Genomic DNA, 26101 nt, shown 5'->3' with positions numbered 1-26101 from the left:
AGACGTTCTCGACCAGTGACTAGGGCTCTCTAGCGTGACAGCTAGAGAGCCCTAGTCACTGGTCGACCGTCGGGCAGGGCCCGGCGGACGGGCCGTCCGCGGGGCCGGCAGGACGTCGGCCGACACGATCGGGACCTATACCCGGTTCTAGCGCAGACGCTAGACGGCCCGATACGGTGCCAGACATGGATCCGATCCGGAATCCGTACGCCCCCGGCGCCGGCCAACGTCCACCCGAACTCGCCGGTCGCGGCCGCGAGCTCGACGTCTTCGACGTGGTCCTGGAACGCGTCGCCCGAGGCCGGCCAGAGCGCAGCCTGATGCTCACCGGCCTACGCGGGGTGGGCAAGACCGTCCTGCTCAACGCGCTCCGTTCCCAGGCCATCGCCCGGCTCTGGGGCACCGGCAAGATCGAGGCCCGGCCTGACCAGTCGCTGCGCCGCCCGGTCGCCGCCGCCCTGCACATGGCGGTACGCGAGCTCGCACCCCGGCACCGGGCACCCGAGCGGATCGACAACTTTCTCGGCGTACTGAAGGCCTTCGCGCTACGCGCGAACCCGCCGGCCGCCGGCGGACGTGGCAACGCGCAGCCTCGGCTGCGCGACCGCTGGCAGCCGGGCATCGACGTGCCGGCGGCGACCGGGCGGGCCGACTCCGGCGACATCGAAATCGACCTGGTGGAGCTGTTCACCGACGCCGCCGCGGTGGCCACCGACGTCGGCACCGGGATCGCGCTGTTCATCGACGAGATGCAGGACGTCGACCCGACCGACGTCTCCGCGCTCTGTGCGGCCTGTCACGAGTTGTCGCAGCTCGGCGGGCCGCTGATCGTCGTCGGAGCCGGGCTGCCGCATCTGCCGGCGGTGCTCTCCGCCGCCAAGTCCTACTCCGAACGGCTGTTCCGCTACCAGCGAATCGACCGGCTGGACCGAATCGCCGCCGACCAGGCGCTCACCGCGCCGGCCGCCCGCGAGCAGGTCGAGTACGAGGCGAAGGCCCTTGACCTGCTCTACGACAAGTCCGGCGGATACCCGTACTTCGTGCAGGCCTATGGCAAGGCGACCTGGGACCATGCCCCGCGCTCGCCGATCACCGCCGCCGACGTGCGGGTCGCCGCGCCGGAGGCGGAAGCGGAGCTCGCGGTCGGGTTCTTCGGGTCCCGGTTCGAACGGGCTACCCCGGCGGAGCGCGAGTACATGCGGGCGATGGCCGTGCTCGCCTCCGCGGACCCGGGGGACGGCCCGGCACCGGCCGTCGAAGGTGCCGACGACGAGACGGGCGATGGACCGCCGGACCCGGCGGCGACGGCGGACATCGACCCGGCGGTGTCGACCGCCGAGATCGCCCGGTCCCTCGGCCGGAAACCGGCCAGCTTGTCGCCGGCCAGGGACGCCCTGATCAAGAAGGGGCTGATCTACTCGGGCGAGCGCGGCACGGTCGCGTTCACCGTGCCGCACTTCGGCCGCTACCTGCGCACCCAGCCCGGCTGACCACGCCCGGTGCGGCCCGGCACCCCGCCGCTACCCGACAGCTCACCGGTTTGCCGGGTAACAGACCGCCCAACCGGGTATGACAAGGAGCATGAGACCCGTACGCACCACTGCCCGCGCCCTGCTCAGCGGCATCTTCATCGTTAGCGGCGCCCGTGCGGTGACCAGCCCTGCACCGTACGCCGACCGGGCCAAGACGGTCACCGACCGGGTCGCTCCGATGATCGAACGGGCCGCGCCCCGGCTGCCGACCGATACCGAGAGTCTGGTCCGGCTGCACGGTGCCACCCAGCTCGCCGGTGGCCTGCTGCTGGCGACCGGCCGGCTGACCCGGCCGGCCGCGGCGGTACTGGCGGCCTCGCTGGTGCCCACCACGGTGACCGGCCATCCGTTCTGGTCGGCGACGGAACCGACCGAACGACAACTCCATCAGGTGCACTTTCTCAAGAATCTGGGCCTTCTGGGCGGGCTGCTGCTCGCTGCGGCCGATACTGAGGGTCGACCGGGCCTACGCTGGCGGACCAGCCGGGCCGTCCGGCAGAGCCGGCGGTCGATGCATCGGAGCCGGCAGTCGGTGCGCCGGGCGGTGCACTCGGCGCGTCGGGACGCCCGGATCGCGGTCCGGTCCGCCGTCACCGCCCGGCGACTGCCCGGGTGACCGATAGATCCGCCGAACGACGACCCCGATCGATGGCCGGTAAAATCGGACTTCAGCGCGTAGTTGGGCACCGAAAACCACGAAACAGATAGAACACAGCACACAGCGTTAACAAGGTGGAAATATCGCGAACTAGTGTGGGATCGGACACGGTAGGGTAACGCGCCCGCCTCCGGACGCCGATGCGTTCTAGGCTCGGACCGGCACTGGGGCAACTCTGCACTCAACGACCGGGGGTGGGTAGATCATGGTGGCGGACGTCCGTTCCCGGGTCCGTCGTCTCGCTCCGCTGGGTCGGCGTCGTCTCGCACCGCTGCGCCGTCTGGTACGTGACGTCGAGCGCGGCACGCTCGTGCGCATCGGCCTCGTCGCGCTGACCTGCTACGCCGCCTGGTATGCGATCGGCATGTTCGGCCGACCGTACAACTTCTTCGACATGCGCATCTACCACGGCGCGATCATGTGGTGGGCCAACGGCGGCGACCTGTACGCATTCATCGCGCCGGAAACCACCCTGGGCTTCACCTACCCGCCATTCGCCGGCCTCACCATGCTGCCGATGGCGGTTGTTCCGATGATCACCGCCGGCTGGCTCAACATCGCATTCGGTATCGCCGCCCTCACCATCGTGCTGGCGGTGCTGCTCAGCCCGATCGCGGACCGCTGCGGTTGGCCGCGCTGGTTCACCGTCGGTCTCGCGGTGCCCCTCGCGGTGGCCATCGAACCGTCCCGGGAAACCCTCGGCTACGGGCAGGTGAACCTGCTGCTGTTCGGCCTGATCATCGCCGACCTGGTCGCGTTGCGCTGGCGCGCCGCGCCCACGTCGCACCGGCTGGCCACCGGCGGCCCACTGCGCCGGATCTTCTTCAGCGGCATCTGGGCCGGCGCCGGCATCGGTCTGGCCAGCTCGATCAAGCTGACCCCCGCCCTGTTCATCGTCTACCTGCTGATCACCAGGCAGTGGCGGGCGGCCGCCACCGCGATCGGCACCGCCGCCGCGGTCACCGTCGGCGCGATGATCGTCGCCGCCGACGAGTCAGCCACCTACTTCACTTCGGTGCTGTGGGACACCGGCCGGGTCGGGGTGTCGGACATGACCCCGAACCAGTCGCTGGCCGGTCTGCTGGCCCGGCTCTACGACTCGATGGAGACCCCCGGCCTGCTCTGGATCTCTTTCGCCCTGCTGTTGCTGGCACTCGGGCTGTCCCGGGCCGCCCACGCCCACGCCGACGGCGACGAGTTGACCGCGTTCACCCTGATCGGCCTCACCGCCAACGTGATCAGCCCGATCAGCTGGTCGCACCACCTGGTCTTCGTGATCCCGGCGATCATCGTGCTGGCCGACGCGGCGCTGCGGCGACGCAGCGCCAGCAAGGGGCTGATCTCGCGGCGTACCTACCCGCCCACTGGCGCCGGTATCAGCGGCGTGGCCGGCCTGCGGACCCCGATCTGGTTCCCCGCTCTCACCGGGATGCGGCACGCCACCGCCGCGATCGCGCTCTACCTGCTCTTCCTGGTGTCACCGATCTGGCCGTACGAGCACCAGTTGCCACAGGTCTCGCACTACCACGACGGTCTGTTCGGCGTACTGATGGAAAACTCGCTCGCCCTGGCACTGATCACGCTCGTCGCGGCACTGCCGTGGCGGCCGGGAGCCGAACCGGCGTTCTACACCGACCCGCGACCGCAGATCCGGCACCGCCAGCCGGCCGGTCCGACCGGCACCGGGCTTGCCGATGCCCGGACCGGCACCAGGCAGTCCGATGCCCGGACCTCCGGTCAGGTCAGGGACAGTTGACCCATTCCTCGGTGCCGTCGGCGAAAATCTGCCGCTTCCAGATCGGCAGCCGGGCCTTCGCCTCGTCGACGAGCCGGGCGCAGGTGGCGAAGGCCGCCGCCCGGTGCGCGGTGCTGACCGCCGCCACCAGGGCCACGTCGCCGACGGCAAGCGGCCCCAGCCGGTGTGACACGGCGACGGCGTGCACCGCCGGATCGGCGGCCACCTCGTCGGCGACCTCCCGCAGCACGTCCTCGGCGCTGGGATGGCCCTCGTACTCCAGGCTGAGCACCGACCGGCCGTGGTCGTGGTCGCGGACCACGCCCTGAAAGGAGACCACCGCGCCGGCCCGTGAGTCGGCGACCGCCGCCGCGTGGGCGGCCAGGTCGAGCGGTTGCGAGGTCACTGACACCAGAACAAAAGGTCGGGTGGTTGGAACGGTCACGGCAGACGCTCCCCGGGCAGCAGTGGCAACGGTACGACGGGCACATCGTCGTCGGGGCGGCCGCTGCCGCCCGGCGGGATCACCGCGAAGCCGGCGGCGGCGGCCAGCCCGCGCAGCATCGCCGACCCGACGTGCCGCAACGGGTACGCGGTACCGGTCACCGGATCGACCCGTACCAGGGCAAGGTGGGTGAAGTCGCCACGGCCCGGTACCGCCGCCCCCAGCCGGTACCGGGTCAGCGTCGGCAGCGGCCTGCCCTGCAGTCCGGCGAGCAGCGGCGCGACCAGTGACGCCAGGGCGACGATCGCGGACTGCGGGTTGCCGGGCAGCCCAGCGACGAACCGGTCCCGCCCGTCGGCACCAGTCACCCGGGCGACCAGCATCGGGAACCCCGGTCGGACCGCGACCGTGTTGACCACGTACTCGGCACCGAGTTCGGCCAGCGCCGGATGCAGGTGGTCCACCGGGCCGTGCATGGTGCCGCCCGTGGTGCAGACCAGATCGGCGCCGGCCAGCGCCGACCGCAGCCCGTCGACGTGCGCGGCGAGGGTGTCGGCGACCGGCCCGGTCACCGCCTCGGCAGGCAGTTCGCAGCCGTACCTGCGCAGCCATCCGGGCACCGCCGGGCCGAGCGCGTCGCGCACCCGACCGGCGCCGGGCGGCCCGGTGGTCAGCAGTTCGTCGCCGAACACCAGCAGGCCGGCCCGGATTCGCTGATACACCGGCAGATCGTCGTAGCCGCAGGAGGCGGCGAGGCCGATCACCCCGGGGTCGACCGGCGTACCGGCCGGCAGCAGCTCCTCGGCGGCCGACGCCTCTTCGCCGGGCGAGCGCCACTCCGGCTGCGGCCGCGGCTCGCCGCGTACCAGTCCGGTGTCGTCGCGCGTCGACTCCTCGACCCGCAGCACGCTGGTGGCCCCGGCAGGGACCATCGCGCCGGTGGCGATCTGCACCGCGGTGCCGTCGTCGGACAGTTCCGGCGGCACTCCGCCGGCCAGCACCCGGCCCACCACCCGCCACGGGGCGCCGCCGCGTACCGCCCAGCCGTCGACGCTGGCAGTGCGGAAGGCCGGCAGGTCGGTCAGGGTGGTCAGCGGCCCGGCGAGGGTGGTCCCGTCGGCCTGCGGCAACGGCAGCCGGACCGGCGGGCGGCGGGCGGCCCGGCCGGCGGCGTGCACCAGGGCGCGGGCCTGCCCCCAGTCGACAGGTGGATGCCCGGCGGCCGGGGCGGCCGTGCCGGTCGTCGGTTCGGCGCTCACCGGCCGAGCCTATCCGCCGGCCGGCCACGGCCGGGGGTGCCGGTGGCGTCGACCGGGCCGGGGTGCGGTGGCGTCAACTGCGGGGGTGGTCGCCGCCGGCCAACTGGTCGAGTGCGTGGCGCAGGATCGGCCCGAGCACGGCCAGGCCGTCGCGGGCACCGCCGGTGGAGCCGGGCAGGTTGACGATCAACGTACGACCGGCAACCCCGGCGATGCCCCGGGACAGCGCTGCCGTCGGCACCGCCGACCGGCTGACCGCCCGGATCGCCTCGGCGATCCCCGGGATCTCGTAGTCGAGCACCGAGCGGGTCGCCTCCGGGGTGCGGTCGGTAGGGGTGATTCCGGTGCCGCCGCTGGTCACGACCAGATGGACCCCGTCGGCGACCGCCCGGCGCAGCGCCTGCGTCACCGGTTCGCCGTCGGCGACGACCAACGGTTCGTCGACCTGGCAGCCGAGGTCACGCAGGCCAGCGACCAGCAGCGGACCGCTGGTGTCGGAGTAGACGCCGGCGGCGGCGCGGTTGGAGGCGACCACCACCCGGGCATGCGGGCTCACGACCGGCCCGCCGGGCGGTGCCAGTCGCCGGTCTTGCCGCCCTCCTTGGAAAGCAGCCGGACGTCGTCCAGCACGGCGGCCGGGTCGACTGCCTTGATCATGTCGATCAGGGTCAGCCCGGCGGTGGCGACCGAGGTGAGGGCCTCCATCTCGACCCCGGTCCGGTCGGCGGTCCGCACCGTCGCGGTGATCTCGATGGAGTCCGCGGTCAGCGCCAGGTCGACGACCACACCGTGCAGCGCGATCGGATGGCACAGCGGGATCAGGTCGGGGGTGCGCTTGGCACCCATGATGCCGGCGATCCGGGCGACGGCCAGCGCGTCGCCCTTGGGTAGGCCGTCGCGGCGCAGCAGTTCGATGACCTCGCCGGTGGTACGCAGTCGTCCCGCTGCCACGGCACGGCGGACGCTCGGCGGCTTGGCGGTGACGTCCACCATCCGCGCGGCGCCTGTCTCATCGACATGGGTCAGGTTCGGTACCTCGGTCACCTGAACGAGCCTATCGAGCAGACCAGTCGGCCCTGGCTCGACCGCCACGGTTGGCGGCAGAGTTGGCATCGGGCCGGTGGTACCGGCGACCTGCCGGCCCGGATGTCACCTCCCAACTTCTCCACCGAGCCGCACTTCCGGATTACCTTCGCGGATACCTACCACAGCTCTCAAATCGTGCATGCCTAAGGAATCCATAAGGTTATGAGCGAACCTGTTCGAGTGCATTCCGTCGGCGATCAATAACCAACGGTGACAAACTCCCGCCATCTTCACTAATCATGCGCATATGGACATTTATCCGTATGCAAGTGCCATATCGCAACTCTATGGTTCTCCTGTCAGCAAGAGCCGGCAGCAACAACTGCCCAATCGAGTGGAGGGGAAGAGCATGCGCAGCAACGAATGGTACTGATACTGTCGTCTACCGATGACGAGCAGTAGTTCTGCGGGACACGCAGCGCAACAAGATCAGGAACGGGTGTGACCCGCATAGTTCGACGCGACAACGAGACCGATCGGCAGCTGGTGCTGCTCGTCGGTCTCGTCGCCGTTTGTGCGGTGGCCGTCGGCGCCTCGTCGCTCTACCTTGTCGCCGGGTCACTGGTCAGCACTCCCGACGAATTGGCGCTCGTCGCCGCCCTGGTCTTCCTCGCCGCGGTCGGGGTCACCGTAAAATGGTTCGTCCGTATCCGGTCGACGGCCCACGCCATCGCCTGGAGCGAAGTCGCCATCCTGGTCGGACTCGCGGTGGCACCCGCCACCCTGGTGGTGCTCTGCACCGGCCTCGGTGTCGGCCTCGCGATGATCGTGCAACGGATAGCCCGGATCAAGGCGATCTTCGCCGTCGCGAAGAACATGCTCGTCGCCGCCGCCGCTGGTGCCGGCCTGCACACGCTGAACTGGGATCCGGAGCTGGCGATCTACAGCGCGGCGTTCTTCGGGCCACTCGTCACCGCATATGTAGTGGCGGTCGTGCTCGACGAGGTGCTCACCATCCCGGTCATCGCCCGCGCCACCGGAACCGGGCTCTGTGCCATCTTCCGGCACAACCTCGGACTCCGGGTCTCCAGCGCGGTGATCCGGTTCCCGTTGATCGTCGCCATCCTGCTGATCCTCAAGGCGGACCAGTGGCTGCTGGTGACGATCCCACCGGTCGTGCTCTGCATCCACCTTGCCTACGCCGGACATGCCAGGGCCCGCGACGACCAGCAGGCCTGGCAGCGGCTCGCCCGGGCCACCGACGCGCTCAACGTCGTCGACCTCGACGCGGTGCTGTCCATCGCTGTGGTGCAGGCCGCCGACCTGTTCTCCACCGACCGGGTCGAGGTCGAACTCAACGAACCTGCCCGGCTGGTCCAGGGCAACAGCGACGGTGTGCAGTACGACGGCCCCACCGGCAGCGCCCCCACCCCGCACATGCGGACCGTGATCGCCGTACCGCTCGCCGGTCCGGGCAGCACCCTCAGTGTCGGCACCCTGCGGCTCTGCCTGACCGGGCCGGTCAAGTTCTCCGACCGGGAGCACTACACGCTGCGTACCTTCGCGTCCGCGCTGTGCACGGCGGTCCGCAACGCCTCGCTCTACCAGCAGTTGAACCAGGTCGCCGAACGGCACGCCCGCGAGGCCGCACAGGACGAACTCACCGGGCTGGCGAACCGGCGCCGGTTGATGGAGCACGGCGTCGAACTGCTCGGCAGCCGGCGCACCAGCGGGATCACCGCGCTGCTCCTCGTCGACCTCAACCACTTCAAGGAGATCAACGACACGCTCGGCCACGGCGCCGGCGACAAGGTGCTGATCCAGGTCGCCCGGCGACTGTCCGCGAACGTGCAGCCCGGTGACCTGGTCGCCCGGCTCGGCGGCGACGAATTCGCCGTACTGCTGACCACACTGCCGGCTCCCGCGATCGCCGCGCACCGGGCGGACGCGCTACTCGCCGCGATCTGCGAACCGATGGAACTCGACGGCATGCGGATGAACGTCGAGGCCAGTGGCGGCATCGCCGTCGCACCGGGCAGCGGCGGAATGGCCGAACTGCTGCGCCGCGCCGACGTGGCGATGTACCAGGCGAAGCGGTCCGGCGGCCGGACCGCCGTCTACGCCCGCAGCCGGGACACCGCCGACGTCGGTCGGCTGGCGCTCGGCGGAGACCTGCGTCGGGTGGTCGCCCAGCACGAGTTCAACGTCGACTTCCAACCGATCGTCGACCTCGGCACCGGGGAGGTGATCGCCGCCGAGGCGCTCGCCCGCTGGCAGCACCCCGACCGGGGGCGTCTCGACCCGAAACGCTTCCTGGAGACCGTCGAACGCTCCGGTCTGCTCCCCGCCTTCGCCGACGCGGTCCTGGAGCAGTCCCTGATCGCCGCCGCCACCTGGCACGAAGCCGGCTTCGCGCTGCCGGTCGCGGTCAACCTGTCCCCGCGCAGCCTGCTCGACCGGCGGTTCCCCGGTGCCGTACTGGCCCGGTTGCAGGCCCACGACGTCCCGCCCGACCGGCTCATCCTGGAGCTCACCGAGACCCTCACCCTCAGCCAGCTCGAAGTGGTCGACCAGGTGCTCGGCCAACTCCGCGACGCCGGAGTACGGCTCGCCCTGGACGAGTTCGGCACCGGCTACTCGTCGCTGTCCATGCTGTCCCGGGTGCCGGTGCACGAGCTCAAGATCGCGCGTTCGTTCGTAATGAGCATGGAGACCTCCTCCGAGGCGGTCGCCGTCGTCCGGTCGACCGTCGACCTCGGCCGCAGCCTCGGCCTGGCCGTCGTCGCCGAGGGTGTGGAGAGCGAGCCACAGCGTCGCGCGCTGTGGACGATCGGCTGCACCGCCGGTCAGGGACATCTGTTCGCCCGACCGATGCCGGCCCACCGGCTGCTCACCGCGCTGCAGTGCGGTTCCGGCGGCCGCCCCGGCAACCTGGCCAGTCCACTGCACGACGAAGGCGCCGTGATCCGGATCGGCCAGACCCGCCGGGCCGGCCAACGGCACCGGAACGAGAAGGTACCGCACCTGCCAGCCTGACCGTTCTGTCAGACTTGCCGGCGTGACCGTCACGGCGGCCGGATCCGCAGCTCGCCAGCGCCGCCCGGCTGGCCCGGCCCGGCGGTGGCGGGCTGCCGCCGCCCGCCGCTGGCTGCAACTGGACCGGGGCGCCGGTGGCCTCGTCGGCGACCTGACGCTCTATCTGCTCTCCGCAGCCTTCGCGGCAGTCACGGCGGTCGCCTCCACTCTCGCCCCACACCGAGCCTGGGGGGCCGTCGCCGTTGTCGGATACGCGGCCGCCGCCCTCGTCGTGGTCGGCCAACTCGCCGTCCGACGCACGGCCCGCCAGCGGCTGACCGGCGGCGGCACCGGCGATTGGCAGCCCACCGGCAGGGCCACCCGGACGTGGCTGACCGGCGGCGCCGCCCGCGCGTGGCTGACCGGAGTCACCTGGGCGGCGGTGGTCGCGGTGCCCCTGGTCATGCAGGCCGAGCAGCGGGCCGATGGACGCACCGACCGGGCCCAGGAAGAGGTGGTTGTGGTCGACGACGGCGGCGCCTCCCGGCTACTCGCCGACGGCAGCCCGTACCTGTCCGAACAGCAGATCGCGGCGCTGCCGGCGGACGAACGGCTGCTCGGCTACCTGCCGTACCAGCCCGGGATGGCGATCTTCGGGCTGCCCCGGGCGCTGGCCGGCACCGGTTGGTGGACCGACGCCCGGATCTGGTTCGCCGTCGCCACCGTCGCCGCCCTGGCCGCGGCCCTCACCCTGGCGCGCCGCCGTGCCGGCCCAGCTAGCGATCGGGTACTCGTGCGCGCCGCTCAGCTCAGCACCGTACTGCCGATCGCCGCGCTGGCCATGAGCACCGGCGGCGACGACCTGCCGGTGCTGGCCCTCGCCCTGCTCGCCCTGGTGCTCTGCACCGGCGGCCGGTACGCGGCGGCGGGGACGGCCATCGGCGCGGCGGCCGCGCTCAAGCTGTTCGCCTGGCCGATCCTGCTGGTGCTGCTCTGCCACGCCGCCACCCGCGATCGACGGGCCGTGGGGCGGGTCGCGGCTGGCGGGATCACCCTGCCGCTGCTCGCCCTGGTGCCGGTGGCGGTGGTCGACCACGCCGCGCTGATCCACAACGTGCTCGGCTTCCCACTCGGTGCCGGCATGGTCTCCAGTCCGGCTGCCTCGCCGCTGCCCGGCATGCTGATCTCCACCTGGATGCCCGGCGGGCGGATCGTCGCTGGCGGGTTGCTGCTGGCCGTCGGGCTGGCCATCGCGGTACGGCTGGTCCGCCGGCCGCCGCGAACCGCCGCCGCGGCGGCCCTGATCTGCGGCCTCGGCCTGCTGGCCGCGACGCTGCTGCTGCCGTCGACCCGGTTCGGCTACCTGCTCTACCCGGTCGCCCTGTTCAGCTGGGTCCCCGTGCTCCGGGTCGCCGAGGTGCAGGCGCAGGCATTCGCGCCGGACCGTGACGAGCCGTTGCCGCCGTACGGGCCAGGCCGATGATGCCCCGGGGATCGACGGCACCGCTGGTCCTCGCCGCGGTAGCAGTCGGCGGCGCGGTCGGGGCGGCCGCCCGCTTCGGCATCGCCGCCGGCTGGCCGGGCCCGGTCGAAGCCGGACCGCCCTGGCCGACCCTGGTCACCAACCTCGTCGGATGCGCGTTGATCGGTGTCCTGATGCGGGTGGTCACCGCCGTGCCCCGGCCGCACCGGCTGCTCCGGCCGTTCCTCGGTGCCGGCGTACTCGGCGGCTTCACCACGTTCTCGGTCCAGACCCTGGAGGTCGCCGACCTGCTCGCCGCCGGACGGCCCTGGCTGGCCGGCGGCTACACGCTCGGCACCCTGGTGGGCGCGCTGGGCGCGGTCTGGCTCGGCGGCGCGACGGCCCGGCCGCTCGCCGACCGGCTCGCGCGGCGGGTCCGGTGACCAGCCCCGACCGCTCGGAAGGTACGGGATGAGTCTGCTCCTGGTGATGTGCGGCGGGGCGGTCGGCGCGCTGGTTCGCTACCTCACCGACCGGGTCGTGGTGGGACTCGGCCGGCCCAGCTTCTGGGGCACCTTCCTGGTCAACCTGGCCGGGGCCGCGCTGATCGGCCTGCTCGCCGGAGCCGGACTGGCCGGGGGCGGCTGGCCGGCCCGGCTGCTCGCCACCGGCCTCTGCGGCGCGCTGACCACCTACTCGACCTTCGCCTACGAGGTGGTCCAGCTGGCCGGCGGCTCCGGCCGGGAGCGTTGGACGGCCGCCGGCTACGCCACCGGAACCCTGCTGGCCGGATTCGCCGCGCTACTGGTCGGCCGCCTGGCCGGCGACATCCTGGCCGGGTGACGGCGACCGTCGGTGTGGAAAGGGTGACGCCGACCGTCGGTGTGGAATCCGCCGACCGCGCGGCGGGCGGGCGGGAAACGGCGTACACCTTGAAGACATGGAGATGGAGTACCGGGACCGCCGCGACGCAGGGGAGCAGCTGACCGGGCAGCTGGCGCAGCTGCGGGGACGACCGGACGTTGTCGCCCTCGGGCTGTTGCGGGGCGGGGCACCGGTCGCGGCGGTGATCGCCGACCAGCTCGACGTGGCGTACGACGTGCTGGTCATCCGCAAACTCGGCCTGCCGTCGGCGGCCGAGGTCGCCTTCGGCGCGATCGGGCCGGGCGGGGTGCGGGTGCTGAACCCGGAGATCGCCGACCAGCTCGACCCGGGACAGATCGCCCGGATAACCGCCGAGGAGACCATTGAGTTGCGCCGCCGCGAGCAGCTGTTCCGGGGCGACCGGCCGCCGCTGGACCTACATGGCCGGACCGCCGTCCTGGTTGACGACGGGTTGGCCACCGGCGCGTCGGCCCGGGCGGCGGTCGCGGTGAGTCGAAGCCTCGGTGCGGACCGGGTGGTGCTGGCGGTGCCGGTCGGCTCGGCCGAGGCGATCGCCACGCTCCAAGCCGTGGTCGACGAGGTCGTCTGCCCCCTGCGACCGACGGACTTTCGCGCCGTCGGTCGTTACTACCAGGATTTCCACCAGGTGTCCGACGACGAGGTCGCCGCGTTGCCAGTCGGCAGGTGAGGATCGGAGCCGGTACCGTCGAGTCATGCAGATGAACTGTCCCAAGTGTCACGGCGCCATGCGGCAGTACGAGCGCAGTGGGATCACCGTCGACCAGTGCACCGAGTGTCGCGGCATCTTCCTGGACCGGGGCGAGCTGGAGCGACTGCTGGACGCGGAGGCAGCCTGGAACGGTGGTGCCGGCGGCCAGCAGCCGGGTCAACCACCCCGCCCGGCACCGAGTCCGGCCGGCGGTTATCCGCCGCCTCCGCCGCCACCGCCGGTGCACCATCAGCCCGGCTACCCGCCGCCGGCCCCGGCCTACCCGCCGGCTCCCGCGTACGGGCACCACGGCTACCACGGACACTACCGGCACAAGCGGCAGAAGAGCTTTCTCAACCAGCTCTTTGACTGAGCCTGTTCCCCGGCGGTCCGGAACTGCGCTGGTCCGGGCCGCCGCGCGGCCGGCAGCGCGGCGGCCGTCCCGGGCAAGGTGGCTCAGATCGCCATGTCGACGAACCGGGAGAGGTGCAGCTGGGCGGCGACAGTCACCGTGTCGGTCGGCCCGTTACGGTGCTTGGCGACAATGAAGTCCGCCTCGCCCGCCCGAGGCGACTCCTTGTCGTAGTAGTCATCTCGGTGCAACAGAATGACCACGTCCGCGTCCTGCTCGATCGACCCCGACTCACGCAAATCAGACAATTGCGGCCGCTTGTCGGTACGCTGCTCCGGGCCACGGTTCAACTGACTGACCGCGATCACCGGGCACTCGACCTCCTTGGCCAGCAGTTTGAGCCCACGGGACAGATCCGCGACCTCCTGCTGACGGCTCTCGGTGCGTTTCGGTGAGGTCATCAGCTGCAGGTAGTCGACGACGATCATTTTCAGGTCGTGCCGCTGCCGAAGCCGCCGCGCCTTGGCCCTGATCTCCATCAGGTTCATGTTGGGCGTGTCGTCGACGAAGAGCGGCGCCTCACTGATCTCGCCCATCCGACGAGCCAGCTTCGTCCAGTCGTCGTCGGAGAGCTGGCCGGAGCGCAGGACATGCAACGGCACCTTCGCCTCGGCGGAGAGCAGCCGCATGACGATCTCCACCTTGCTCATCTCCAGCGAGAAGATCGCGCTGGCGTGGCCGGCCCGGATCGCCGCGTTGCGGGCGAAGTCCATCGATGCGGTCGAGTTGTGCGTCGGGATCATCGTCCGGCCGGCGAGATAAAGATGGTCAGGGTTGTCCACGGTGACGCAGCGCACCGGCACGCTGCGGACCGGTCGGATCGAGGTGACCCGTCGCTGCTGGTCGTCATGAGTGTGGATGGTCACCGTGTAGACGCTGGACGGCGAGGTCATCCGGCCCTGGACGGTGCCTGCCGACACGGAGCAGTGCAGACCGAGGCTCGCCACCAACTCGCGTACCGTCTCAACCATCAGACGCGAAGTGGTCCGGTACTCGTCCAGCCCGCCGGGGTTGCGGGTGCCGGCGGTGTCCAACAGGCCGGTCAGCAGCGCCCGCCGCTGCCGCTCGGAACTGCGCAGGTACGCGTCGGGGATTCGCCGGTCGGCCTGGCGGTGGTCGGCAGCCGGGTCACCACCGGCAAGATCGACCCCCAACTGGTACGGCGGCACCGGCAGGTCGTCGCGGTCGGGCAGCGCCAAGGCGTGGCAGTTCGTGACGGTGACCTCGGGGCGCTCCGCTGGTGACCGGTCGAGCAGGTCCAGGATCTCTTCGGTGGTCAGTACCTGGGTGGACCGTGCAGGTGCGGACTGGGCCGGTCGTGGCCCGGACCGGCCGGCCGACGCCAGAGCGGCCGAGACCGGCACCGGGGTGACAGCAGCCAGCGCCGCGCCGGCCGCTACCGGTACCGGCACGGCGGGCCGATGCGTCACCTGCCAGAGGTGGTCACCGTCGGCGACGATCACCGAGCCGTCGGAGAACTCGACCTGGTAGGACCGCCCGCCGAGCAGGACGGCAGAGGTGCCGACGACCGTGGTGGGTCGACCGGTGGCGTCGAGTAGTCGGTCACCGACCACGACCTCACCCATGGTGGTCCAGCCGGTCGGGGTGGGCAGCGGGGTGTCCAGCGCCAACGCCTTGCCGAGGCCGGGTCGGCCGGCGACGATGATCAACTGTCCGGGGTGCAGCCCGTTGAGCAACCGGTCCAGGTCAGTGAACCCGGTGGGCACCCCGGTCATCATGCCGGCCTGGGCACCTACCGCCTCGATCTCGTCGAGGGTCGGCTGCAGCATGTCGGCCAGGACCGCGAAGTCCTCGCTGACCCGCCGTTCCGTGACGTCGTATACCGCCTGCTGAGCGAGATCGACGACGTCGTCGATGTCCCGGCCACCGCCGGCGGCCGAACCGTACCCGAGCTGCACGATCTTGGTGCCGGCCTCGACGATGCGGCGCAGCACCGCGCGCTCGGCCACGATCCTGGCGTAGTAGGAGGCGTTGGCCGCAGTCGGCACGCTTGCGATCAGGGTGTGCAGATACGGCGCACCACCGATCCGGCCGAGGTCACCCGAGTTGGCGAGCGCGGCGGAGACGGTGATCGCGTCCGCCGGCTCGCCTCGCCCGTACAGGTCCAGCACCGCGTCGAAGACCGTGGCGTGGATCGGGCGGTAGAAGTCATGCGGTTTGAGGATCTCCACGACGTCGGCGATGGCGTCCTTGGAGAGCAGCATTCCGCCGAGGACACACTGTTCGGCGGCGACATCCTGGGGCGGCGTGCGGTCGAAGGGCTCACCGCCGGTGGGCGGACCGGGTGGCTTAACCGGTGGGCCGGGCGGGCCGGTCGGGCGGGCCGGTGGCCGGGGCTCGGTCTGCAGGTCGTCCGTGATGGACATCCGGGCGCCCCCCTTCACTACATCACTGCCGCGAGTCAACTGCGCGGGTACGACATCGTCTGCTCGTGCGTCGTCGACGACCTGCGGTCGGCCCACCAGGGACCGGGCGACCGGGGGGCGTCGCATCGGCGTGGGAGGGCTCCGGGAAACGATACGGACTTGCGGCGGCATGCCCAAACACGGCGGTGGATGAACCTCTGGACAAGCTGTGGACAGGATGGCGCAGGCTGTGCACAACCTTGTGCACAGCCTGTGGAAAACTCGCCGCCAAGCCGGCGATAAGCCCTCTGAGCTGGGACTTCTCGATCCACAGCCGGTGGACAATAATCTGCACCGGGCTGCCCGCCGGGCTACCGGCTACTATCGGGCGGGAACTGATTCGCCGGCCCAGCCGATCACGGCTCGATAGCGAAGGGGCGAGGCTCCGGCGGTGGACTACCGGGAGTGGGAGTACGGCGACCGCCCTCCACGCGAGCGGCGGTCGGCTGCCCGGTGGCCCGACGACACCGATACCGACCCGGTCACACGCTCTCGTCGACCGCAGCGCTACGACCCGACCGAGGATGACGAGGCACCACGCGGCCGGCGCCGCTACGAGGACCGACGCGGCCGCTACGAGGACCGACGCGACAGTGCGCGGCACCAGGCCGACCGGGGCAGCCCGGCTACGGACCGGTGGGCGCTGCCCGCCGGCCCGACCCCGCCAACAGGTGAGCCGGTCCATCGGGATCCGCCGGCTGGCCACGCCGGGCGGCACCGCGACGAATCGTGGCAGATTCCTGAGCAGCCGGTACGGGGCCGTCGGTCCCGTGACCGTCCGGCGCTGCCAGCGGCCGGGCCCGAGATCGACGCCCACGACTGGGACCGGCCTCGGCGGGCACCGGGCCGGCGCCGCGCGGCCGAGGACCCGATCTCCGGCAGCCCGGTGTCCGGCGATTCGGCGGGCTGGCGGCGTGAGCCGCCCGATAGTCGTTCCGGTCCGGTGTCGGGCGCAGGTCCGCTCGACCCGGACGGTCCAGCCACCGCGCCGCCCGCGACCTGGTCGAGCGCGCCAGCTCGATGGTCGACGCCGCCGAGTGATCCAGGTGACCCTGGTGACCGGGAGGGTTACGGCGGCCGCAGTCGCCGATCGTCTCGTCGTAGCGGCCAGCCGTCCGACGCTGACCGGCCCGGTCGCCGACGGCGCGACCGCGACGACATCCGGCGTCGCCTCGACGACGACCACGCTGCGCAGTGGCTACGCGACGACGAGCCCGCCAGCAGATGGTCCAGCGCGACGGACCACACCAGCGAATGGTCCCGGGATGCCGACCACACCAGCGAATGGTCCCGGGGTGCCGACCACACCAGCGAATGGTCCCGGGGTGCCGACCACACCAGCGAATGGTCCCGGGGTGCCGAGCGCACCGGCGGGTGGCCGCGAGGTGCCGAGCGCACCGGCGGGTGGCCGCGAGAGGCGGACCAGGCCGGGCGATGGGACCGGCCGGCCCGCCGCGAGATCGAACCGCCCCGGCGGGAGTTCACCGACGAGACCGGCACCTGGCCGCGGGCCGCGTCCTCGCCGCGGGCGATCGGCGCGGGCCCGGCGCAGCCGCCCACCCGTCGGGCCCGGGAGTTGGGCCGCGGGGCGTACCGCCCGGAACCGGTCGACAGCTGGCGCGAGATCGGCGACCAGACCGATCAGTGGCACCGGGGCGACGACCCGGAGAGCTGGCCGGCCGGTAGCCGCACCGGGGCGCGCAAGAGACGCGCGGCCGAGGTCGGCGACGTCGCCGACGTCGCCGACGTCCTTCCGCCGGTCGATCCGTGGCCGCAGGTCGAGCCGGGCCGGGAAGGCACCTTCTGGTCGGGGACCCGGCTGGCCGCAGACGACCCCAGGTGGGTGGAGACGCCGGCTTCGGCACCCCGGTCACCGATCGCCCTGCCGAGCGCGCCCCGCTCCCGGGTGCTGCCCGAGCAACGACCACGGCCGCGGTACGAGCCCCCGTCGCAGCGGCGGTTGACGTACCGGATCGACGACGAACTGATCGACGCCGACCAGGGCGGCTATCTGTCCTCGCTGCTGTACACGGCTGCCTGGTACGCCCTGCCGGTGGTGGCGTTTCTGATCTGGAGCCTCACCCTGGACGGCACCCCGGCGACCAACGACTGCGTTCTCGGGGTGGACGGCGACTGCCTCTCCGCTCGGGCACAGGCGATCAACTCGCTACTGGCCGCTGCTCCGGCCTTCGCGTACGCGTTGATGATCTCGCTGGTCCTGGCGGTGACGATCAGGTGGGTCAGCGGCACGTGGCGCGCCTCGAGTGTCGGCCTGGCGGCGGCGGTGATCGGCGGCGGCATGTCGACCGTACTCGCCAGCGCTATCACCGGCCAACCGATCGGCTGACGCCGGATCTACCGGGCGGGTCCCGGATCCCCGACTGTTCGCGCTGGTCGTCGCGGGTGCCGTGCTCCTAGGATCGACCGGTGTTCAGCCGCAGCCAGAGGATCAACCTGACCGTGACCGGGCCACTGCTCGCCGTACTAGCGACGGTGCTGGTGACCGGGTGCGGCGCGGCCGGCGACGACGCTGCGGTCGATGACGGCCCTACTGCCAGCGGGGCGCCGTCCGAGGCGTCGTCCGGTACCGCCGTGCCGGCCGCTACCCCGTCGGATGGCACGCCACCACCGTCCGGCGCGGCGGGGCTGGGTGCGGCACCGATGCCGTCGAAGGCTCCCGACCGGCCGCCGGTGGCCGGTCCGGCAGCCGGCAACCCCGACGGACGAGCTCAGGTGCCGGCGCGGGCCCGCGCGGTGGACACCAGCCGGCCGACCCGCACGATCGGCGACGGTACGTCGGCCAGCTGCACCTCCCAGGCGGTCGTCGAAGCGGTCGCGGCCGGCGGAATCATCACCTTCGCCTGCGGGCCTAAGCCGGTGGTGATCACGATGGACCGGACGGCGAAGGTCCGCAACGCGGCCAGTCGGCAGGTGGTGCTGGACGGCGGCGGGCTGGTCACCCTCAGCGGCGACGGACAACGACGAATTCTGTACATGAACACCTGCGACGAGGCGCAGGGCTGGACCACCTCGCACTGCAACGATCAGGACCATCCCGAACTGGTCGTGCAGAACCTGACCTTCGCCGACGGCGATTCCACCGGTGAGCAGGTCGACGGTGGTGGCGGCGGCGCAATCTTCGTCCGGGGCGGCCAGTTCCGGGTGGTCAACTCCCGGTTCGTCGGTAACCGCTGCGACCCGACCGGACCGGACCTCGGGGGCGCGGCGATCCGGGTGCTGGACCAGTGGCAGGACCAGCCGGTGTACGTGGTGCAGAGCACCTTCGGCGGGGCGCCCGGCGACGGCGGGGTGTGTGCCAACGGCGGAGCGTTGAGCAGCATCGGTGTCTCGTGGACCGTGCTGAACAGTGTGCTGACGCACAACTCGGCGACCGGCAACGGTGCGAATCCAGCCAAGCCCGGCACCCCGGGCGGCGGTAGTGGCGGGGCGATCTACGCCGACGGCAACCGGTTCACCGTCTCCATCGCCGGCACCGTCATCGCCGACAACGAGGCGCGGGAAGGTGGCGGGGCCATCTTCTTTGTCAGCAACGACCGGTCCGGCACGCTCGAACTGACAGATTCAGTGCTGCGCCGCAACACCAGTCACGGTTTCGCCACCGCCGGCTACCCGGGCATCTTCTACCTCGGGTCTGGGGATCCGGTCGTCGTCTCCAGCACTTTGCGCTGAACATGGTTCAGGGGCCACACCGTCTGGTGTGACCCCTGAGCCGGATGTCTCGCGCGCTGTGCCTGCCGGAGCTACCGGGCCTGCAGCACGCTGAGGTCGAACTTGGCGGTGACGTCCGGGTGCAGCTTGACTTTCACCGGGTAGGTGCCGACCGACTTGATGTGGCCGGGCAGTTCCAGCCGCCGCCGGTCCAGGACCGGACCACCAGCGGTACGGACGGCGTCGACGACCTCGGCCGGGGTGACCGAGCCGAACAGTCGACCGCCTTCGCCGGCCCGGGCGGTCAGGGTGACCTTCAGGCTCTCCAGTTGACCTCTGACCTCGTTGGCGTGCCCGAGGTCGCGGATCTCCCGGGCGGAACGGGCCCGCTTGATCGAGGTGACCTGCTTCTCGGCACCCTTGGTCCAGGAGATCGCGAACCCTTGGGGGAGCAGGTAGTTACGGCCGTAGCCGTTCTTCACCTCGACGATGTCCCCGGGGGAGCCGAGCCCAGACACCTCCTGCGTGAGGATGATCTTCATATCGGTGCCTCCGCTCAGCGGGCCGTCGTGGTGTACGGCAGGAGCGCCATCTCGCGGGCGTTCTTGACCGCACGGGCGATCTGCCGCTGCTGCTGGGAGGTCACTCCGGTCACCCGCCGGGCACGGATCTTGCCCCGGTCGGAGATGAACTTGCGCAGCAGCGCGGTGTCCTTGTAGTCGATGTAGGTGATCCCGTCCTTGTCGAGCGGGTTCACCTTCTTCTTCGGCTTGCGAAGTGCCGCAGCCTTGGCCATTGCTCGTGCTCCTGGTTTGCGATCGCGGGCGTTGGAAGCCATATCAGAATGGAGGTTCCTCGTCGAAGTTCCCGCCGCCCGAACGGGCGGACGAGGCGGCCGGCGCGGCCGTGGCCCATGGGTCGTCGAAGCCGCCGCCCTGGTTGCCACCGCCGCCAGAGCCGCCAGAGCCGCCGAAGCCGCCACCGCCGGAGCGGGACATCTTCTGCACCTTCGCGGTGGCGTACCGCAGCGACGGGCCGATCTCGTCGACTTCCAACTCGATGACGGTCCGCTTCTCGCCCTCACGGGTCTCGTACGACCGCTGCCGCAGCCGACCCGAGACGATCACCCGGGCACCCCGCTGGAGCGACTCGGCGACGTGCTCCGCCGCCTGGCGCCACACCGTGCAGGAAAGGAAGAGCGGCTCGCCGTCCTTCCACTCGCCGGAGGCGCGATCCATGTACCGGGGGGTCGAGGCCACCCGGAACTTGGCGACCGCTGCTCCCGACGGAGTAAAGCGCAACTCAGGGTCATCGGTCAGGTTGCCGATGACCGTAATGGTGGTATCTCCTGCCATGACCATCTCCTCGCGCACTCGGTCGACGTCCTCGTCACCAGGCTGCCAGAGCCGTGTGACAGGACCGACGAAGGCTGTCGGGCGGACCGGTGGGACGCGGTCAGCGCGTCTCCGGCCGAATGACCTTGGTGCGCAGCACCGACTCGTTGAGTCGCAACTGGCGGTCGAGCTCGGCGACAGCATCCGGGGTGGCCTGCAGATCGATGACCGCGTAGATGCCTTCCGCCTTCTTGTTGATCTCAAAGGAGAGGCGACGGCGGCCCCAGACGTCGAGCTTCTCGACCGAGCCTCCGGCGGTGCGGATCACGTTGAGGTACGTGTCGAGCGAGGGCGCGACCGTACGCTCTTCAAGGCTGGAATCGAGGATGACCATGATCTCGTAATGACGCAAGACGTACTCACCTCCTGTGGGCTGACGGCCACGGTCCTTCCGTGGCAGGAGGTCCAGCGTCGTGACGCCGACGACCAGTCAGGCAACTGACGTCGACGTAACCGGACAAGAATAGCCGGCTGAGCGTACGAGCCGCGGGGCGCCCCCTGTCCGCATTCTTTGGGTGGGACCTGGGGAGGAACGACCACACCGACGAGGTTGGACGTGAGGCGCCCCGCGGAGCCTGTGCAGTTGTGCGCTGGTCAGGGCAGGTGCTTGAACCTCTGCCCGTGTTGCACAACTATAACCCTTATTGCCGCTACAGACACGCCTATCACGGCAATTAGCGCAAGGAGCGCCAATAGTCCGATTGGATGATCTTGTCCGGTCAGACCGGCGAGCCAGGAGGCCGCCACACCGTGCGCGAGCGACAGTTCTATCGGCACGTACTCTCCCAGCACGAACGTCGGTGCCGGTCCCAGCACGAAGACGTCGGTGCCGGCGCCGACCGGCGGAGACACCGGGCCGGTTCTCTACCCGGAGCAACGACCGCGGGTGGCGGCGGTGACGCGACCGGCTCGCCGGGCTGCCGGCCCACGTCCACCGGTACGAACCGGTGGTCGCACCAACCGCCGGTGCCCGGATCGTCAGGCTTGCCACGTAGGCTCGGCCCATGCGTATCGGAGCCCACGTCGACCCCAGCGACCCGCTCACCGCAGCCGCCGACCGCCGGGCAGACGCGGTCCAGTTCTTCCTCTCCGACCCGCAGGGCTGGAAGGCCCCGCAGCCGCGCACCGACGCGGATCAGCTGGCCAGCTCGGACGTGGACCGGTACGTGCATGCTCCGTACGTGATCAACGTCGCCACCTCGAACAACCGGATCCGGATTCCGAGTCGCAAGCTCCTGCTGAGCCATGCCACCGGTGCCCGCCAGGTGGGGGCGAAGGGTCTGATCGTGCACGGCGGCCACGTCAGCCGGGGCGACGACGCGGCGGTGGGTTTCGACAACTGGCGCAAGACGTTCGCCTATGCGCGGGACCAGGGCGGCTTTCCGGTTCCGGTACTGATCGAGAACACCGCAGGCGGCGAGAACGCCTGCGCCCGACGGTTCGACGCGCTGGCCCGACTGTGGGACACGATCGGCGAGTTCGGTCCGGGTTTCTGCCTGGACACCTGCCACGCCCACGCCGCAGGTGAGGATCTGCTCGGCATCGTCGACCGGATCAAGGCGATCACCGGCCGGATCGACCTGATCCACGCCAACGGGTCCAAGGACGCCTTCGACAGCAGCCGGGACCGCCATGAGAACCTCCAGGCCGGCATGATCGACCCGGAACTGATCGTCGCGGTGATCCGATCCGCCGACGCGCCGGTCATCGTCGAGACTCCGGGTGGCACCGACGGCCAGGCGGCGGACATCGCCTTCCTGCGTGATCGGCTGGGGCAGCAGGACACGACCCGATGACCGGCAAGCGAGCAGCCGCCGACGGCGACCAGGCCAGCACGGCCGACCCGGTCCGCCCCGACCCGGCATCGACCAACGGCACCGAACAACAGCTCGACGAAACGACAGCGGGCCGGCCGGAGGCCGAGCCGACCGACGACCCGCCGGAAACCAAGCCTGAGCCGACCGACGACCCGCCGGAAACCAAGCCTGAGCCGACCGACGACCCGCCGGAAACCAAGCCTGAGCCGCCTGCCGATCCGTTCACTGCGTTCGGTCCCGCGCCGCAACGCCCGCCGGGTCGGCTGGTGCGGGCCCGGCGGGCCGTCGTCCGGGTACTGATCCACGAATGGAGCCTGGCCACCGTCGCGGCGCTCGTCGTCGCGGTGGCGATGACCTGGCCCACGCTGCGCTACCCGCTCTACACGATCCCGCAGGACACCTGGGATCCGACCTTGCAGGCCTGGCAGATGGCCTGGTCCGGGCACATCCTGCTGACCGACCCCACCCAGCTGTGGCAGTCGAACACCTTCTACCCGCAGTCGTGGAGCTTCGCCTTCTCCGACACCCTGCTCGGCTACGCGCCCGCCGGCATGATCGGAGAAGGGCCGGTAGCGGCGGTCCTGCGCTACAACATCATCTTCGTGCTGGCCCACGCGCTGGCGGCGCTCGGCGCGTACGCGCTGATCCGCCAGCTCGGCACCGGGCGGACCGCGGCAGCCGTCGGTGCGGCCGGCTACGCGTACGCGCCGTGGCTGCTGTCCCAGGCCGGGCACCTGCACATCGTCTCCAACGGTGGCATCCCGTTGGCGCTGGCCATGCTGGCCCGGGGGCACGGCTGGTCACTGCGGTACGGCTACCGACCGCAGCGGCGCAGCGTCAGCTGGGCGCTGGCCGGCTGGCTCACCGCGGCCTGGCAGGTGAGCCTCGGATTCGGTATCGGACTGCCGTTCATCTACATCCTGGCGGTCATCTGCCTGGTCTCACTGGCCATGTACCTGGTCCGGCGTACCTGGTTCTGGCCGCAGCGGAAGCCGTTCGGAGCCGTACTGCTGCTCACCGACCTGGCCGGCGGCGCGCTGTTCACCGCCGTCGGGGTGCTGCTGGCGATCCCGTACTTCCGGGTCGCCGAGCTGCACCCGAACGCCGCCCGGACCATGGACGACCTGGCCGCGTACTCGCCGCCGGTGTCCGGGTTCTTCACCGCGCCGGCGGAGTCGCTGATCTGGGGCGACCGGCACGCCGACGCCCGCGCGGCACTGCCCTGGCATCCGGAGATGACCCTGCTGCCCGGCTTCGTGCTGTACGCGCTGGCGCTCGCCGGGCTGGTGCTGTCCATCTGGACGTGGCGGCAACGGTTGTTGCTGCTCGCCGGGGTGCTGCTCACCGGGATCCTGGCGATGGGCAGCAGCTTCTTCGACGGCACCTACAGCTACGGTCTGCTCTTCGAGTACGTACCCGGCTGGGACGGGATTCGCACACCGGGCCGGATGATGTTGTGGACCACGCTGCTGCTGGCGATCCTCGCTGCCGGCGCGGTGGCGGCGTTCGTCGGCCGAGTCGACGACATCGCCCGGCAACGGGTTACCGAACGGCCCGGCGCGCTGCTGCGGCTGGCTACCCTGCTGCCCCTGCTGCTGGTCCTGGTAGAGGGGCTGAACGTCACCCCGCACCCGGAGGTGCCCGAGCAGCCGCAGATCATGCGGGTCGACGACGGTCCGATCCTGGTGCTGCCCAGCAGCCAGAATCTCGACCAGCACGTGATGCTCTGGTCGACGACCCGGTTCCAGCCGGTGGTGAACGGCGGCAGCGGCTTCACTCCGGACCAGTTGGCCGAGGTACGGGAGGTCACCCGGACGTTCCCCGACCGGTCCAGCATCGGGTACCTGCGGGAGCTGGGCGTACGCACCGTGGTGCTCCGGCGTGACCAGGTGCTTGGCACGCCGTGGCAGACCACCGTCGACCTACCGGTTGACGGGCTCGGCATCGACCGGGTCGACATCGGCGACACCGTCGTCTACCGGCTGTGATTCTCCGGCTGCCGACCGGGGTTCGCGTTCGTCGTTGAACCAGCGGCGGACCCTGGGCACCCAGCCGGCGTCCGGCGCGCCGTCGAAGACGCCACCGTCCGGGTCGTCGGAGTAGTTGCGGCGCACGACGTCCTGCTCCGGCTGGAGGATGTCGCGGATCACGAACACGCACAGCGCCACCACCGTGCCGAGCCGCAGCGTGGCGGCCAGCACGAAGACCCCTTCCGGAATGACCTGGCTGCCGGTCGCGGTGCCGAGCAACTGCCCGTAGAAGGCGAGGAAGTAGCCGACCTCGGCGGCCTGCCAGGCGAGGAAGGCACCCCAGCGCGGCCGGGCCAGCACGATCAGCGGCAACAGCCACAAGGTGAACTGCTGTGACCAGACCTTGCTGAAGATGAGGAACGCCGCGACCACCAGGAAGGCCAACGCGGCCAGCCGGGGCCGGCGCGGCGCGAACACTCCCAACGCGCCGATGCCGAGGCAGGCCAGACCGAACAGGACGTACGACAGGGTGTTCAACGTCGGAATGTGGTCGCTGAGCCACTGGAACGGGCCCTGGTCGCCGGGCGTGCCACCGGCCCACTTGCCGTCCAGGTAACGTCCGATGTACCAGAGCGTTCCCCAGTCGATCGGCCGTTCGGAGTTGAGTTCGAAGAACCGCCGCCACCCGTCGTGGGCGAAGAGGTAGACCGGCAGGTTGACCGCGACCAGGGTGCCGACCGCCGCGACGATCGCGGTGGCGGTGGCCCGGATCCGGGCCGACCGCAGGCCGAGGACGAGGATCGGTCCGAGCAGGAACAGCGGCCACATCTTGGCGGCGCCGCCGATGCCGAGCAGTACGCCAGCGAGCAGTGGGCGTTGCCGCACCCAGGCGAACAGGCCGAACATCGCGAACCCGATCGGCAGCATGTCCCAGTTGACGGTGGCGGTCAGCACCAGCGCAGGGGCGAGGGCGAACATCGCGGCGTCCCACGGCCGGCGGCGGCGCAGGGCGAGGATCGCCGCCACGGCGGCCACCCCCAGCGCGCAGAGCACCAGGGCGTTGGCGTTGTAAAACCACATCGCCTGGTTGAGCTCGGGCCGGTCCGCGCCGAGCGCGTGCACCGGCAGCCCGAGTACGCCCATGAAGTAGCCGGTCACCACCGGGTACTCGACGGGGTGGTCGAAGTAGGGGATCTTGCCTTCGTTGAGCCCTTCGGCGTAGTAGAGGGCGAGCACGTCGGTGTAGCAGAACCGGGTGTACTGGACGTTGTCCTGCCAGGCACCGTCCATGCAGGGCGACTTCTGCACCCAGTGCGCGGCGAGACTGAGGCAGATCAGTGCGAGCACGATCCGGGCGGCGGTCCAGAACCGGCCGGGCCGACCGGCGGCACGGTCCTGCCCGGCGGCGTGCCGGCCCAGCGGACCACCGATCGCTTCAGAGAGGCCGCGGACGAACCGGTCAGCGCGCGACGGGTGGTCGACTGGCGGCCGCTCGACCGTCTCGCCCTCGGCTGCGGTGGCCGGTCCGGGTTGCTCGGCCCGCTCAACTCCATCGATACCGTTCGGCGAGTGCACGCTCATGAACAGGCATCCTGCCGTACTCGACCTGCTTTCGTCTGCCCAGGACCGGCATGTCGAGTTCAGCTAACTACCGCGCCGGCCGGTGACCAGGTCAGTTGACCTGGTC

23 protein-coding genes and 1 pseudogene are annotated in these 26101 nt (G+C 71.0%); 13 read left to right on the top strand and 11 right to left on the bottom strand.

Going from position 1 to position 26101, the window contains the following annotated elements:
• The first annotated feature begins 185 nt into the window (after positions 1–185).
• The 3 genes and pseudogenes from ACXAHD_RS09070 to ACXAHD_RS09060 form a co-directional block, all read left to right on the top strand.
• Positions 186–1490 carry an ATP-binding protein gene (locus tag ACXAHD_RS09070; protein WP_281552310.1) on the top strand — a complete coding sequence of 435 codons (1305 nt, stop codon included), beginning with the start codon at positions 186–188 and terminating at the stop codon, positions 1488–1490.
• Positions 1491–1581: 91 nt separating this feature from the next.
• Positions 1582–2148: a DoxX family protein gene (locus ACXAHD_RS09065; protein ID WP_281552311.1), complete on the top strand. Its 567-nt coding sequence runs from the start codon at positions 1582–1584 to the stop codon at positions 2146–2148.
• 247 nt (positions 2149–2395) lie between these two features.
• Positions 2396–3880: pseudogene (locus ACXAHD_RS09060) on the top strand (glycosyltransferase 87 family protein); the annotation flags it as partial.
• Between the two features lie 52 nt (positions 3881–3932).
• On the opposite strand, the gene ACXAHD_RS09055 reads toward ACXAHD_RS09060, so the two are convergent.
• The 4 genes from ACXAHD_RS09055 to moaC all read right to left on the bottom strand — a co-directional run bounded on the left by ACXAHD_RS09055 (position 3933) and on the right by moaC (position 6673).
• On the bottom strand, positions 3933–4340 hold the full coding sequence (locus ACXAHD_RS09055) for a molybdenum cofactor biosynthesis protein MoaE (RefSeq protein ID WP_289213663.1): 408 nt from the start codon (positions 4338–4340) through the stop codon (positions 3933–3935).
• A gap of 26 nt (positions 4341–4366) precedes the next feature.
• Entirely contained in the window at positions 4367–5629 is a 1263-nt protein-coding gene (locus ACXAHD_RS09050) for a molybdopterin molybdotransferase MoeA (RefSeq protein ID WP_475049744.1), read from the bottom strand.
• A 73-nt stretch (positions 5630–5702) separates the two neighbouring features.
• On the bottom strand, positions 5703–6209 hold the full coding sequence (locus ACXAHD_RS09045) for a MogA/MoaB family molybdenum cofactor biosynthesis protein (RefSeq protein WP_281555766.1): 507 nt from the start codon (positions 6207–6209) through the stop codon (positions 5703–5705).
• On the bottom strand, positions 6182–6673 hold the full coding sequence (moaC, locus tag ACXAHD_RS09040; RefSeq protein ID WP_289211707.1) for a cyclic pyranopterin monophosphate synthase MoaC: 492 nt from the start codon (positions 6671–6673) through the stop codon (positions 6182–6184). The genes ACXAHD_RS09045 and moaC overlap by 28 nt, the downstream gene beginning before the upstream one ends.
• 483 nt (positions 6674–7156) lie before the next feature.
• On the opposite strand from moaC, the gene ACXAHD_RS09035 reads away from it, so the two are divergent.
• From ACXAHD_RS09035 to ACXAHD_RS09010, 6 genes are all read left to right on the top strand, one after another.
• Positions 7157–9691 (top strand): putative bifunctional diguanylate cyclase/phosphodiesterase, encoded by a 2535-nt coding sequence (locus ACXAHD_RS09035; protein WP_475049740.1) that lies wholly within the window; start codon positions 7157–7159, stop codon positions 9689–9691.
• 112 nt (positions 9692–9803) lie between these two features.
• Positions 9804–11153, top strand: coding sequence for a glycosyltransferase 87 family protein (locus tag ACXAHD_RS09030; protein ID WP_475049762.1), 1350 nt, complete (start codon positions 9804–9806; stop codon positions 11151–11153).
• Entirely contained in the window at positions 11150–11575 is a 426-nt protein-coding gene (locus ACXAHD_RS09025) for a fluoride efflux transporter FluC (RefSeq protein ID WP_475049737.1), read from the top strand. Before ACXAHD_RS09030 ends, ACXAHD_RS09025 begins: the two co-directional genes overlap by 4 nt.
• A gap of 28 nt (positions 11576–11603) precedes the next feature.
• Entirely contained in the window at positions 11604–11975 is a 372-nt protein-coding gene (locus ACXAHD_RS09020; protein ID WP_281552315.1) for a fluoride efflux transporter FluC, read from the top strand.
• A gap of 97 nt (positions 11976–12072) precedes the next feature.
• A complete protein-coding gene (locus tag ACXAHD_RS09015; protein ID WP_475049733.1) occupies positions 12073–12705 on the top strand; it encodes a phosphoribosyltransferase in 633 nt (210 codons plus the stop codon).
• A 25-nt stretch (positions 12706–12730) separates the two neighbouring features.
• On the top strand, positions 12731–13099 hold the full coding sequence (locus ACXAHD_RS09010; RefSeq protein WP_281552317.1) for a TFIIB-type zinc ribbon-containing protein: 369 nt from the start codon (positions 12731–12733) through the stop codon (positions 13097–13099).
• Positions 13100–13182: 83 nt separating this feature from the next.
• Here ACXAHD_RS09010 and dnaB read toward each other — a convergent pair whose 3' ends face one another.
• A complete protein-coding gene (gene dnaB / locus ACXAHD_RS09005) occupies positions 13183–15525 on the bottom strand; it encodes a replicative DNA helicase (protein WP_475049729.1) in 2343 nt (780 codons plus the stop codon).
• 430 nt (positions 15526–15955) lie between these two features.
• On the opposite strand from dnaB, the gene ACXAHD_RS09000 reads away from it, so the two are divergent.
• Both ACXAHD_RS09000 and ACXAHD_RS08995 read left to right on the top strand, forming a co-directional pair.
• Positions 15956–17911, top strand: coding sequence for a hypothetical protein (locus tag ACXAHD_RS09000; protein ID WP_475049726.1), 1956 nt, complete (start codon positions 15956–15958; stop codon positions 17909–17911).
• Positions 17912–17991: 80 nt separating this feature from the next.
• Positions 17992–19254, top strand: coding sequence for a hypothetical protein (locus ACXAHD_RS08995; protein ID WP_475049723.1), 1263 nt, complete (start codon positions 17992–17994; stop codon positions 19252–19254).
• A gap of 71 nt (positions 19255–19325) precedes the next feature.
• Here ACXAHD_RS08995 and rplI read toward each other — a convergent pair whose 3' ends face one another.
• The 5 genes from rplI to ACXAHD_RS08970 form a co-directional block, all read right to left on the bottom strand.
• The gene (gene rplI / locus ACXAHD_RS08990) at positions 19326–19775 is read right to left on the bottom strand and encodes a 50S ribosomal protein L9 (RefSeq protein WP_281552321.1); all 450 of its coding nucleotides are present in this window, start codon (positions 19773–19775) and stop codon (positions 19326–19328) included.
• Between the two features lie 14 nt (positions 19776–19789).
• Positions 19790–20029 carry a 30S ribosomal protein S18 gene (gene rpsR, locus ACXAHD_RS08985; RefSeq protein WP_091551811.1) on the bottom strand — a complete coding sequence of 80 codons (240 nt, stop codon included), beginning with the start codon at positions 20027–20029 and terminating at the stop codon, positions 19790–19792.
• Positions 20030–20072: 43 nt separating this feature from the next.
• Complete coding sequence (locus ACXAHD_RS08980) at positions 20073–20606, bottom strand: single-stranded DNA-binding protein (protein WP_281552322.1); 534 nt, start codon at positions 20604–20606, stop codon at positions 20073–20075.
• Positions 20607–20688: 82 nt separating this feature from the next.
• Positions 20689–20979 carry a 30S ribosomal protein S6 gene (gene rpsF, locus ACXAHD_RS08975; protein ID WP_123606670.1) on the bottom strand — a complete coding sequence of 97 codons (291 nt, stop codon included), beginning with the start codon at positions 20977–20979 and terminating at the stop codon, positions 20689–20691.
• 242 nt (positions 20980–21221) lie between these two features.
• Complete coding sequence (locus tag ACXAHD_RS08970; RefSeq protein WP_281552323.1) at positions 21222–21479, bottom strand: hypothetical protein; 258 nt, start codon at positions 21477–21479, stop codon at positions 21222–21224.
• Between the two features lie 152 nt (positions 21480–21631).
• On the opposite strand from ACXAHD_RS08970, the gene ACXAHD_RS08965 reads away from it, so the two are divergent.
• Both ACXAHD_RS08965 and ACXAHD_RS08960 read left to right on the top strand, forming a co-directional pair.
• Entirely contained in the window at positions 21632–22423 is a 792-nt protein-coding gene (locus ACXAHD_RS08965) for a deoxyribonuclease IV (protein WP_281552324.1), read from the top strand.
• Positions 22420–24432, top strand: a complete 2013-nt coding sequence (locus ACXAHD_RS08960) for a procyclic acidic repetitive family protein (protein WP_281552325.1) — start codon at positions 22420–22422, stop codon at positions 24430–24432. Before ACXAHD_RS08965 ends, ACXAHD_RS08960 begins: the two co-directional genes overlap by 4 nt.
• Here ACXAHD_RS08960 and ACXAHD_RS08955 read toward each other — a convergent pair.
• Positions 24367–25995 carry a glycosyltransferase family 87 protein gene (locus ACXAHD_RS08955; RefSeq protein WP_281552326.1) on the bottom strand — a complete coding sequence of 543 codons (1629 nt, stop codon included), beginning with the start codon at positions 25993–25995 and terminating at the stop codon, positions 24367–24369. The genes ACXAHD_RS08960 and ACXAHD_RS08955 overlap by 66 nt on opposite strands.
• Between the last annotated feature and the right edge of the window lie 106 nt (positions 25996–26101).

It is taken from the genome of Micromonospora sp. ABR4_055, assembly GCF_056160425.1.
Note: the sequence above shows the minus strand (reverse complement) of the source record. Positions and strands in the feature narration are given on the sequence as shown.